This is a genomic window from Amycolatopsis sp. NPDC051102, from assembly GCF_040682815.1.
In the GTDB taxonomy this organism is placed as follows: Bacteria; Actinomycetota; Actinomycetes; order Mycobacteriales; family Pseudonocardiaceae; genus Amycolatopsis.
On record NZ_JBFBBT010000007.1, the window covers coordinates 61,281 to 72,783 of the forward strand.

The 11,503-nt window shown below is 72.5% G+C and carries 8 protein-coding genes; 3 read left to right on the forward strand and 5 right to left on the reverse strand.

Features of this window, described 5'->3' with window-relative positions:
* Window positions 1-67 precede the first annotated feature (67 nt).
* Both AB0M93_RS21165 and AB0M93_RS21170 read right to left on the reverse strand, forming a co-directional pair.
* Window positions 68-2,311, reverse strand: a complete 2,244-nt coding sequence (locus AB0M93_RS21165; RefSeq protein ID WP_364275875.1) for an ABC transporter permease — start codon at window positions 2,309-2,311, stop codon at window positions 68-70.
* Window positions 2,308-3,009 carry an ABC transporter ATP-binding protein gene (locus tag AB0M93_RS21170; RefSeq protein WP_364275876.1) on the reverse strand — a complete coding sequence of 234 codons (702 nt, stop codon included), beginning with the start codon at window positions 3,007-3,009 and terminating at the stop codon, window positions 2,308-2,310. The genes AB0M93_RS21165 and AB0M93_RS21170 overlap by 4 nt, the downstream gene beginning before the upstream one ends.
* Window positions 3,010-3,182: 173 nt before the next feature.
* Between AB0M93_RS21170 and AB0M93_RS21175 the strand changes: the two genes are divergently transcribed.
* Genes AB0M93_RS21175 through AB0M93_RS21185 form a run of 3 tightly spaced genes read left to right on the forward strand, consistent with a single transcriptional unit; the run spans window position 3,183 to window position 6,954 of the window.
* Window positions 3,183-4,973 (forward strand): histidine kinase, encoded by a 1,791-nt coding sequence (locus AB0M93_RS21175; RefSeq protein ID WP_364275877.1) that lies wholly within the window; start codon window positions 3,183-3,185, stop codon window positions 4,971-4,973.
* Window positions 4,970-5,623 carry a response regulator transcription factor gene (locus AB0M93_RS21180; protein ID WP_364275878.1) on the forward strand — a complete coding sequence of 218 codons (654 nt, stop codon included), beginning with the start codon at window positions 4,970-4,972 and terminating at the stop codon, window positions 5,621-5,623. The genes AB0M93_RS21175 and AB0M93_RS21180 overlap by 4 nt, the downstream gene beginning before the upstream one ends.
* A 23-nt stretch (window positions 5,624-5,646) precedes the next feature.
* Window positions 5,647-6,954, forward strand: coding sequence for an amidohydrolase (locus AB0M93_RS21185; RefSeq protein ID WP_364275879.1), 1,308 nt, complete (start codon window positions 5,647-5,649; stop codon window positions 6,952-6,954).
* Here the strand turns inward: AB0M93_RS21185 and AB0M93_RS21190 are convergent.
* The 3 genes from AB0M93_RS21190 to AB0M93_RS21200 all read right to left on the reverse strand — a co-directional run bounded on the left by AB0M93_RS21190 (window position 6,951) and on the right by AB0M93_RS21200 (window position 11,413).
* Complete coding sequence (locus AB0M93_RS21190) at window positions 6,951-7,628, reverse strand: SDR family oxidoreductase (protein ID WP_364275880.1); 678 nt, start codon at window positions 7,626-7,628, stop codon at window positions 6,951-6,953. The genes AB0M93_RS21185 and AB0M93_RS21190 overlap by 4 nt on opposite strands.
* Window positions 7,625-9,250 carry an SdrD B-like domain-containing protein gene (locus tag AB0M93_RS21195; protein ID WP_364275881.1) on the reverse strand — a complete coding sequence of 542 codons (1,626 nt, stop codon included), beginning with the start codon at window positions 9,248-9,250 and terminating at the stop codon, window positions 7,625-7,627. The genes AB0M93_RS21190 and AB0M93_RS21195 overlap by 4 nt, the downstream gene beginning before the upstream one ends.
* An 87-nt stretch (window positions 9,251-9,337) precedes the next feature.
* The gene (locus AB0M93_RS21200) at window positions 9,338-11,413 is read right to left on the reverse strand and encodes a PhoX family phosphatase (RefSeq protein WP_364275882.1); all 2,076 of its coding nucleotides are present in this window, start codon (window positions 11,411-11,413) and stop codon (window positions 9,338-9,340) included.
* Between the last annotated feature and the right edge of the window lie 90 nt (window positions 11,414-11,503).

Here is an 11,503-nt window from a genome sequence, read left to right on the forward strand (position 1 = left end):
CGGAGAAAGTCCCCTTCAGCTCACTACCCCCGGTATCCGCCCCTCCCCCGACAGAGGGACGAACGCCTTATTCGTCGGCCAGCGGCTCGGCCTGGACCCGCTTGAGGGCGGGTGTGCAGACCGACGCGCCGAGCAGGGCCACCCCGACCCCGAGCACGACCGGCGCCAGCAGCCAGGGGCTGAGCACGATGCCGCGCTCGTCGACCATGCTGTAGAGCCCAACGCCGACCAGTACCCCGACGATTCCCGCACCGATGGTGGCGACCAGCGCCGGCAGCGCGGCTTCCATCCGCAACGCCCTCGCCAGCACCCGCACCGGCGTGCCCGCGGCCATCAGCGCCCCGAACGTGCGACGGCGGTCCATCACCGAGCCCGCGGTCGCGACCGCGGCACTGCAGCCGGCCAGGATCCCCGCCGCGATCAGCCCGATCACGGTGACCCGGCGCAGGTCGCCGAGCTCGGTCTGCTGGTTGTAGAGGTACTGGTCGCGGCTGCCGATCTCCGCGCCCGCCGCCGGTGCGGCCAGTGCCGTCCGGACGGTCTCGCGGTCGGCGTCGGTGGTCGGCGCGACGACGGTGTAGTCCGTCGGCGTGAAGCCGTCCGGCAGCGCGGCCGGATCGACGATCAGCGTGTCCGACAGGTCCGCGTCGCGGGGGTGCACGGCTTCCACCCGCGTCCCCGACTTCGCGGCCATCGCCTGCCCCTCCCAGTTCGTGGCGAACTTGTACTGCGCCAGGTCGATCGCCGAGTCACCGAAGACGGCCGGGCCGCCCGCGCAGTTCTCCGGCGTGAGCCCGAAGCGGGTCAGCTTGACGGCGTCGGCACAGGTCATCACCAGCGCACGGTGGCCGTACCGGTTGGGCGCCTGCCCCTTCACCAGGTAGACCTCGCCGACCGCGATCGCCTTTTCGTTCTGGCCGTACTTCTGCAAGGACGCGTTGGCCTGGTCGACGATCCGGCCGGCGTTCTGGTCAGTGGCGTCGACGTAGAGCACGGAGTCGACGTAGGACCGCCCGCCGCCGGCCATCGATTCGAACGTCGGCAGCAGCGTCAGCGCCATCGACCCGGCGAACACCGCGAGCACGATCCCGGCGGAGGAGCGGTAGGCGCCCTTCGGGTCGTCACGCAGGCGGCGGCCGGCGAGCAGCGCCGACGGGCGCCGCCAGATCCGGACGAACGTGCCGCCGACCGCCGACGTCACCCACGGCCCGACGATCGCGGCCGAGCCGACCAGGAAGAACAGCCCGGCCATGACGAACCCGATCCCGCCGTACTCCTTCGCCGTCGTCACCGCGACGAGGAAGAACGCCCCGGCCGCGGGCAGGGCCAGCAGCCGCCACCAGTGCAGCGGCTTCTTCGTGTGGCCGCCGGTCGCGAACAGCGGGTTCTTCAGCACCCGGCGCAGGCCGAGGACGCCGGCCAGCACCACGAGCACCGGGATGGCCACGACGATGAACACCGTCAGCCCGACCGGCAGGGCGAAGTCGGAGGCCAGCCAGGTGCCGCCGGCCCACGGCACGAACGACGCGAGGCCGTGCAGCGCCGGGCTGATCAGCAGCCCGAGCAGGGCACCGATGCCGGCCGACAACGTCGTCTCGGCGGCCACCATGTTCGTGACCTGCCCCGGCGTCGCCCCGGCCAGCCGGATCGCGGCGAGCCGCCGTTCCCGCCGGGCCGCGGTCAGCCGCGCCGACGACGCGACCAGGACCAGGCTGGGCACCAGCAGCACGATGATCCCGACCCAGGACAGCAGCATGAGCAGCGGGTCCGGGCTCGCCTTGCCGCTGGGGAAATCCGCCAGCGGGTAGGCGTTCTTCGGCATCGCGTCCGGCGTGTGCCCGACGAGCGCGACGAGCTGTTCCGGGAAGCGGAGGGCGCCCTCGCCGAGGGCACCGACGGGCTTGCCGAACCGGTCCCCGAGCTGCGCGGCCGGGTTGGCCTGCAGGAGCCGGCCGAGCGCGGGGGACACGACGGTCTCGCCCGGCCCCGGCAGTTGCGGCACGCCCGGCGGCAGGGCGATCGACCCTGCACCGGCGACCGGCGCGATGTCGACGCGGACGATCTGCTGCCCGTCGAAATAGTCCGTGGTGGAGTTGAACAGCACCTTCTGCGGGCCGTCGAGCTGGTAGCCGACGTGGTGTTCGCCCTGCCAGAGGGCACGCTGCTCGCGGTTCTGCGTGGCGAACGGCAGCGTCGCCAGCAGCAGCACCAGCCCGGTCGCGACGGCCACCCCGATCGCGGTGAGGATCGCCGACGTCCGGGTCCGCCGGTCCACCCTCAGCACCCGCAGGGCGATCTGGAGCGAGTTCACGCCGCCAGCCTCGTCGCGATCAGGCCGTCGCGGATGGCGACGGTCTTCGGCATCGACTCGGCCAGCTCGCGGTCGTGGGTCACCACGATCACCGCGGCGCCGGTCTCGTGCGCGGCACCGAGCAGGGCGTCCATCGTCTCGCGGCCGGTGCGCGTGTCGAGCGCGCCGGTCGGCTCGTCGGCGAAGATCACCTTCGGCCGGTGGGTCAGCGCCCGCGCGATCGCGACGCGCTGGGCCTCGCCGCCGGAGAGCTCACCGGGGCGGCGCTTCTCCTTGCCGGCCAGGCCGAGGCGCGAAAGCCACTGGCGGCCGGCGTCGATGGCCTCCTTGCGGCCGAGCCCGGCCAGCAGCGACGGCAGCGCGACGTTCTCCTCGGCCGACAGCTCCGCGACCAGCATCCCCGACTGGAAGACGAACCCGAACTCGGTGCGGCGCAGTTCGCTGCGCTTCTTCTCGCCGAGGTGGTCGATCCGCTGCCCGGCCAGGAAGATCTGCCCGTCGTCGGCCCGGAGGATGCCGGCCAGGACGTGCAGCAGCGACGTCTTGCCCGAGCCGGAGGGCCCGACGATGGCGACGGCGTCCCGCGGCTGGATGTCGATGTCGATGCCGGCCAGGGCGTACTGGGTGCCGTAGCGCTTCACCAGTCCGCGGCCGGAGAGCACCGGGCCGTTCGTCGCGTGTGGAGTGTTCGGGTCCACGAGGTTCTCCCTGTCGGTTCGGATCTTGGTGCCGATGAGCCTCGCGGAGACCGGGGGGTGCCGGCTTCGGGCAGACGGCCAGTCACGCACCGGCCCGCATCGGCCGATCGGCCGAGGGAGCGCGGGCCACTCGGCCAAGGTGCGGGCACCGGGGAATCACGTAACGTCACGTTGTGCCCGCCGCGCCCCCCTCGAACACGCTCTCCACCCGCGCCGCCGCCCTGGTGCGGCGCATCGGCGTGCCCTCCGCCGTCCTGTTCGCCGCCCTGCTGTTCGACGTCGTTTACACGACGCAGGCGGCGCTCGACGACAACGGACCGCCCTTCGTCGACTTCGGCCTGCTGCCGGGCATCTTCGCGATGGCGGCCTGCGGGGTGTGGGCCCAGAAGCGCGCCGCCGTCGCCGGGGTGGTCGGCGGCGGGGTGCTGGTGTTGTCCACCCTCTTCATCCACACGCTGCGCATCCCGCCGTACTCCAGCGTGCTGCCGAAGGTGACCATCACCGAGGTCGTGGCCGGGGTGCTGATGGTCTACTACGTGGCCCGCCGGGCGCGGGCGGGCGTGGCGTTCTGCGTGATCGGCTTCCTGGTCTTCGCCGGCCTCACCGCCGTCTTCGGCCGGTACGCGGGCGTGGCCGAAATCGACGGCGGCACGGGCACCCAGGCGCTGCTGTTCGGCCTGCTGCTGCTCGCCGGCCCGCTGGTGCCCGCCATCGCGGCGCGCGACCGCAGTCCGCGCGGCGAGCCGCGGACCCGGCTGCTGCGCCGGGTGAACGAGCTGGCGATGGGGCAGTGGCCGCTGATGGGCCTGCTCGCGTTCGCGCTGCTGTTCGAGTTCGGCTACACGTACTCGAACACCGCCCGCGGGTTCCCGATCCTGTTCTGCTCGATCGTCGCGGCCGTGATCGCGGTGCTGTCCCCGCGGCGGCCCGCGGACGCCCTGCTCGGCCTCGCCGGGATCATGCTGCTGTCCGCGGTCGTCACGCCGTTCCTGCAACTGCAGTCGTACGAATACCCGGTGCCCGGCGGCATCCCGGCCACGCAGATCGTCGCCGGCATGGGCGTGGTGGTGAACCTGACCCGGGCGCGCGGGCTGAGCCAGTCCTGGGCGCGGGTCGCGGTGCTTTCGAGCGTCGTCGCGCTCGGGGCGATCCTCAATTCGGACGCGCGGCGCGGCCTGCAGACCGATCCGCAGACCCTGTCGGTCCTCGCGTTCGCCGCGACGCTGATGCTGGGCATCTCCATCGCCGTCGGCCTGATGCTGCGGTCGCGGGACTCCGAACGCACCCAGGCCGTGCAGTCCGCGGTGTCCGACGCCCAGACCGCCGAGCGGATGGCGCTGGCCCGCGAGCTCCACGACGTCGTCGCCCACCACGTCACCGGGATCGTCGTGCAGGCGCAGGCGGCGCGGCTGATGGCCGAGAAGAACCCGCAGATCGCGGTGGAGGCGATGGGCCGGATCGAGAACGCGGGTGTCGAGGCGCTCGCGGCGATGCGGCGGCTGGTCCGTTCGATGCGCGGCGACGCGCCGGCCGGGTCGAGCGAGTTCAGCGAGCAGGCGACCACCGACCTCGGCGCCGACCTGCGGAAACTGGTCGACAGCGCCAACCACGGCGTCCCGACGGCGATGCACCTCGACCTGCCGCCGGACCTGCCGCACGAGGTCGGCCGCTCGGCGCTGCGGCTGGTGCAGGAGTCGCTGACGAACGTCGGCAAGCACGCCGCCGACGCGACCGAAGCGTTCGTCGTCGCCGAAGTGCAGGGTGATCAGCTGCACCTGCGGGTGACGGACGACGGGCGCGCGACGACACACCGGCCGGCCGGCGGGTCGGGCGGCTACGGTCTGGTCGGCATGCGCGAACGGGTCGCGCTGCTCAAGGGCCGGCTCTCGGCCGGGCGCGGCCCGGACGGCGGCTGGCGGGTCGAAGCTTGGCTGCCACTGGCCGCCGGGGAAGGGGACGAGTGATCCGGGTACTGATCGCCGACGACCAGGAGATGGTGCGGATGGGGTTCCGCATGATCCTGGACTCCCACGACGACATCGAGGTCGTCGCCGACGTCGCGGACGGCGTCTCGGCGGTCTCGAAGGCCCGCGAACTGCGCCCGGACGTCTGCCTGCTCGACATCCGCATGCCCGGCCTCGACGGCCTCGAGGTGACCCGGCAGCTGGCCGGCCCGGACGTGACCGACCCGCTGAAGGTGGTCGTCGTCACGACGTTCGACCTCGACGAGTACGTGCACACGGCGTTGCGCAACGGCGCGTCCGGCTTCCTGCTGAAGGACGCGGGCCCGGCGCTGCTGATCGAGGCGGTCCGCGCGGCCGACCGCGGCGACGCGCTCGTCTCGCCGCAGATCACCGTCCGGCTGCTCAAGCACTTCAACAGCGGCGCCGCCGCGAAACCGCAGGTCCCGCCGCCGTCCGAGCCGCTGACCGCGCGGGAGCTCGACGTGGTCAAGGCGGTGGCCCGCGGGCTGACCAACACCGAGATCGGCGCGGAGCTGTTCATGTCGCTGTCGACGGTGAAGACGCACCTGGCGTCGGTGCAGGGCAAGATCGGCGCGCGGAACCGGGTGGAGACGGCGGCGTGGGCGTGGCGGAGCGGAGTCGTCTCGTGATTGCGGGTGCGTAGTATCCAGAGATGCAACGCCGTTTCCACGCACCTGTAGTTCTCCCCGCCGACCCGTCCTGTTCGCTTCTCCGTGACGCGGTCGTCGACGTCGACGCCGATGGGCGCATTTCGTACTGCGGACCGGCGGCCACCGCCCCCGAGTCCGCCGCACCGGTCACCACCCTGACCGGCATCCTGCTCCCCGGCCTGGTCAACACGCACGCGCACAGCCCGATGACGCTGCTGCGCGGCATGGGCGGCGACCTGCCGCTGCTGCCCTGGCTCAACGAGATCATCTGGCCGGCCGAGGCGAAGCTGCGCCCGGAGGACGTCCGCACCGGCATGCTCCTCGGCTCGGTGGAGATGCTCCGCCACGGCGTCACGACCAGCGCGGAGATGTACTTCGAAGGCGAGCAGCTGGTCGACGCGGTCCTCACGACGGGCGGCCGCGTACTGGTGGCGCCGCCGGTGATGGAGCTCCCGGGCCTGGACTGGAAGACCCAGCTGACGGCGATCGAGCGCTGGATCGACACGGACGGCCTCCGCTTCGGCCACGGCGACCGCATCGAGCTGGGCTACGGCCCGCACTCGGCGTACATGCTGTCGGAGGAGGGCCTGCGCGCGACGGCGGAGTCGGCCCTTTCGCGGGGCGCGCTGGTGCAGATCCACGTCGCCGAGGCGGCGGCCGAGGACCTTTCCGTGCGTGAGGCGCACGGTTCGGTGCCGGCGCTGCTTCGCGAGCTGGGCATGCTGGACGGCCGGATGCTGGCGGCGCACGCCATCCACCTGTCGGACGACGACATCGCGCTGTTCGCTTCCCACGGCGTCGGGATGGCGCACTGCCCGGGTTCGAACGCGAAGCTGGCTTCGGGCATCGCGCGCATCGCGGACCTGCGGGCAGCGGGGGTTGCGGTCGGTCTCGGCACCGACGGCCCGGCATCGAACGACGACATCGACCTGTGGGAGGAACTGCAGCTCGCGGCGATGTTCGCCCGGCTGGCCACGGGAGACTCGACGGTGCTGACGGCGGCGGACGTGTTCCTGCTGGCGACCCGGGGCGGCGCTTCCGCGCTCGGGCGGTCGGACATCGGGGCGCTGGAGGAGGGCCGCTGGGCGGACCTGGTGCACATCGACCTGGACGACCCGGCGTTCGCGTGCGGCCTGGACGTACCGGACGTGCAGCTGCTGTCGAATCTCGTGTGGGCGGCCGGATCACGGCGGGTGCGGGACGTCTGGGTGGCCGGCGAGCAGGTCGTGGCCGACGGGGAGTCGGTGAAGGTGGACCGGGCGAAGGTGCAGGCCGGCGTGGCCGAGACCGCGGCCCGGCTGCGGGTCTAACGCGGACGGAGGATGATCTCCGTCTGGTGGGCGTCCGGGGTGGCTGACACCGCCGTCACCACCGCCGTAGCCACCGAGTCCGCCTTCAGCAGGTGGCTCGTGTCGTACTCCCTGCCTTCGCCCGCGAAGATCTCCTGCTGCATCTCCGTGTCCGTGCGGCCCGGGTAGACCGACGTTACGCGGAGTTGCGGCTCTTCCTCGCGCAGGGCGTCGGCGAACGCCCGGACCGCGAACTTGCTCGCCGCGTACGGGGACCAGCCTGGGCGGGCGTTGCGGCCCGCACCCGAGTTGATCACCACCACGTGGCCGGCCGCCGCGCGCAGGGCCGGGAGGAGCAGGCGGGTCAGCTCGACCACCGCCAGGGTGTTGACCTCGAAGTTGTCGCGCCAGGCCGACGCGTCGGCGTCCTCGATGCGGCCCAGGCGTGCCACGCCCGCCGAGTGGACCAGGACGTCCAACGAGGAAATGTCCGCCACCGCCGCGGCGAGCGAGGCCGGGTCCGTGAGCTCCACCGGCCACGGCTGGGCGCCTGGGAGTTCCTCCGCCAGTGCGGCCAGCGCGTCGGCGTCGCGGCCGCCGAGCAGGAGACGGTGGGTCGGGGCCAGCTGGTGGGCGACCGCCGCGCCGATGCCGCGGGATGCGCCGGTCACCAGGGCGAGGGGAAGATCCGTCATGCCCCCACCGTAGCGGCGAAGCCGGCGTCCACCGTGCGGTCCTCGCGGTGGCCCGGGCCGAGCGTCCGCGGGGTCGTGCAGCCGGACGCCGGATCCGCGTCGGAGTCGCGGGCTTCGTCGCCGGCGCTCCTGGCCGTCGGGTGGTGGCCGTCCGCCGTGAAGCACACCTGGTACGTGCCGTCCTCCAGGCCGTCGAAGCCGTAGGTGCCGTCCGGGCCGGTGACGACGCTCGCCAGCTCCTTGCCGGCCGCGTCCTTCAGCACCGCCTTGACGCCGGCGAGGCCTGGTTCGCCCGCGTCCTGCAGCCCGTTGCCGTTGGTGTCGGTCCAGGCCAGGTCGCCGATCCGGTTCGTCGGCGTGACCAGGCCGACGTCGGCCGCGAAGTCCTGGTGGGAGGGCGCGCCGACCGTGCGCGGTGCGGTGCAGCCGCCGGCGTCCGCGTCCGAATCGCGGTCGTCGGTGCCGACGTCCTTGCGCGTCACCGCGAAGCCGTCCGGGACGGCGAAACAGACCTGGTACGTGCCGTCCTTCAGCTTTTCGAAGCCGTAGTGGCCCTTGTCGTCCGTCGTCGTGGTGCCGACCGTGCCGCCCGCGCCGTCCTTCAGCGTCACCTTGACGCCCGCGACGCCGGGCTCGTCCGGGTCCTGCAGCCCGTCGCGGTTGCGGTCCGCCCAGGCGAAGTCGCCGATCTTCGCGATGGGCGGCGGCGGGAGGACGGTGATCGTCGCCGACGCCGTCTTGTCGCCGAGCGTGCCGCCCGGGTAGTGGACACCGGTCACCTTCGCCGTGTTGACGTGCCCGTTGTCGGCCACCGTGAGGTCCGGGTGGTCGCAGGTCAGCTGCCGGTTCGCGCCCGCGGCCAGCTCGAACGGCCCGAACGGCCCGGCGCACCACGGGTCCGCGACGGTGATCCCGCTGAGGTCCTGCGTGCCCTCGTTGGTCACCGTGACGCGGTAGTGCGCGGTTTCGCCCGCGGTGACCGTCGCGAACGAGCCCCACGCGCCCGTTGCCGGGTTCTGCACTTCCTTCTTCACCGAGTACGCCGCGAGCTGGAGGTCGACGCAGTCCCAGTGCAACCGGTCGAGGGTCGTCGTGGCGAAGAACTTCACCGCGGCCGCCTTCGCCGGCGCGGTCGCCGCCGGGAAGTCCTGCCGGGCCAGGTCGCCTTCGCGGGCGTAGTGGTCGGCGACCAGCTTGGCCTCCTGCACCTGCGTGCCGGACGCGTCGAAGAACCGCAGGCCGGTGGCCGGTCCGTACCGCGGCGCGTTCGAGGCGGTCCAGACGCTCAGCGTGTAGACGCCGCCGGGGACGAACCGCTCGGTCTGGTAGGCGGTGCTCGTCTTGCCGTCCGGCGTCTGGATGACCGCCGCCCGGTGCCCGTCGACGGCGTACGCCTGCTCGGTCAGCAGCCTCGGCACCTTCGCCGCCGGAGTCCCGGGCGGGACGGGCGCGGCGGGGGTGAAGATGTAGCCGTCGGGCGCGCCGTTCCGCGCGGTTTCCTCGACGCTGGGGTTGGCGGCCACCCCGCCGCACGACGGCGGCGGCTCGTCGGCGGAAGCGGGCACGACCGCCGCACCGAGCACCACCACCGCCACTGCCGCCACGCGCGCCGAACGGACCATGCTTCGACTATGGCGCGTGACACCGGCCCGCACCGGCCGGAAGCCGTCCACTTAAGAGTGAAACTTGGCCGGTGCGGGCCGGTGACCTCAGCGTTCGCCGATGCGGCCGGGACGTCCGAAGCGGCCCGTCTTCCACACCGAGACGATGGCCGGCCGCGGCTGGGCGGTGCCGCCGTCCGGCCAGTGCGACGTCGGGTTCGCCGAGCTCGCCGCGTTCTCGCCCGGGTGCTGGACCGCGACGAGCACCAGGTCGTCGGTCACGACCGGGCCGCACGTCTCGGCGCCGACCGGCACCGACAGGAACTGCTTGACGTGGCCGCGCTCCGGGCCGGTGACCGGCACCGCGAACAGGCCGTCGTTCGCGCCGAGCGCGTTGCCGTCGGTGGCGACCCAGAGGTTGCCGTGCCGGTCGAACGCGACGTTGTCCGGGCAGGAGATCGGGCTGACCTGATCCTTCGGGAAGCCGCCGAAGTAGGTGTCCGCCGCCTTGGGGTCGCCGCAGACGAGCAGCAGCCGCCAGGAGAACCGGGTCGACGCCGCGTCGCCGCAGTCCTCCTCCCACTCCAGGACGTGGCCGTTCTTGTTGCCGTTGCGCGGGTTGACCTCGTCGACGCCCGCCTTGCCCGCCGCGCCGCGGTCGCTGTTGTTGGTCAGCGCCGCGTAGACCCGGCCGTTGACCGGGTTCGGTTCGATGTCCTCGGGGCGGTCCATCTTCGTGGCCGCGACCTTGTCGGCCGCCTGGCGGGTGAAGACGTAGACCTCTTCGGCGGTGAAGCCGTCCACAAAGGACTTGTCGCCGCTGACCAGCGGGATCCACTCGCCGGTGCCGTCGAACTCGCCGTCGGCCGGGAGCTTGCCGGTGCCGTCGATCTCGGCAGCCGGGCTGTCGCCGGTGAAGCGCGCAACGTACAGCGTGCCCTCGTCGAGCAACGCCGAGTTGTGCCGCCGCGCGTGCGCGCTGCGGCCGGGCTTGTACTTGCCCTTCGACACGAACTTGTAGATGTACTCGAACCGGCTGTCGTCACCGGAGTAGACGGCGACCCGGCCGTCGGCGGTGATCTTGATGTTCGCGGCTTCGTGCTTGAAGCGGCCGAGCGCGGTGTGCTTGACCGGCGTCGAGTCCGGGTCGTTGGGGTCGATTTCGACGACCCAGCCGAACCGGTTCGGCTCGTTCGGCTCCTGCGCGACGTCCCAGCGCTTGTCGAACCGCTCCCACTTGCGGGTGCTCGCGCCGGTGCCGACGGTGTAGCGCTTGAGCCGCGCCGCCGCGACCGGGTCGGTGACCTTGTCGGCGTTCGCGAAGTACTGGTCGAAGTTCTCCTCGCCGGAGAGCACCGTGCCCCACGGCGTCACGCCGCCGGAGCAGTTGTTCTGCGTGCCGCGGACCCGGCGCCCGGTGGGGTCGGCCGACGTCCGCAGGAACTTCGACCCGGCGGCCGGGCCGCGGACCTCGAAGACGGTGTCGAGGGTGATCCGGCGGCCGTACCGGCTCGGGACGACCTCGAGGCCGCCGCGGACCGGGTCGCGGCGGGTCAGCAGCACCGAGAGGCCGTGCGCCGCCCAGGCGATCCTGACCTGCTCTTCGGTCGGGTTCGCCGGGTCGTACTGGTCGGCCGGGAACATGTGGACCTCGGTCGTGTACTCGTGGTTGACCACGAGCAGGTTCGTCAGCCCCAGCGGGTCCTGCGGGATCAGGCCGACGAAGTCGTTGTTGTAGCCGAACTGCTTCGCCTGCGCGGCCGCGGTCTGCTTGGTGAAGTCGAACTTCGGCGCTCCCGCGACGACCGGGTCGCCCCACCGGACGACGACGCGCTGGGCGTAGCCGCCGGGCACGCTGACCTGGTCGAGCTTGTTCGGCGGGACCGGGTCGAAGTCGGTGCCGGGCACCGGCCGCGGCCGCGGCTTCTGCAGCGGCTGTGGCACCGGCGCGGCCGCGGCGGCCGTGCCGGACAACGCGGCGAACCCGCCCGCGGCGGCCGCCATCACCGCGCCGGCCTGGAAGACGCGGCGGCGGGAGATGTCTTTGACGACGTCGCCGAAGTACTCGTTGGCGGATTCGTTCGCCTCGGGGTGGGCGCACGCGTTGCCGCAGCGGTATTCGCAGGTCACCGGCGAGCGGCCGCCCGGATGGGCGGGGAACAGCGGGAGCAGACGGTCGGGCACGAGGCCTCCATGGTGGGAGTTCGGGAACGAACCGAACCTAAGCTCCCAAAACCAGCCTTTCCGGACATTCAGGTGAACGTCCGGTGTACT

What these genes read in the sequence shown, in the direction of transcription:
- AB0M93_RS21185 (WP_364275879.1), top strand. Translation starts at nt 5,647, where the DNA reads ATGCAACGCCGTTTCCACGCACCTGTAGTTCTCCCCGCCGACCCGTCC.
- AB0M93_RS21195 (WP_364275881.1), bottom strand. Translation starts at nt 9,250, where the DNA reads ATGGTCCGTTCGGCGCGCGTGGCGGCAGTGGCGGTGGTGGTGCTCGGT.
- AB0M93_RS21190 (WP_364275880.1), bottom strand. Translation starts at nt 7,628, where the DNA reads ATGACGGATCTTCCCCTCGCCCTGGTGACCGGCGCATCCCGCGGCATC.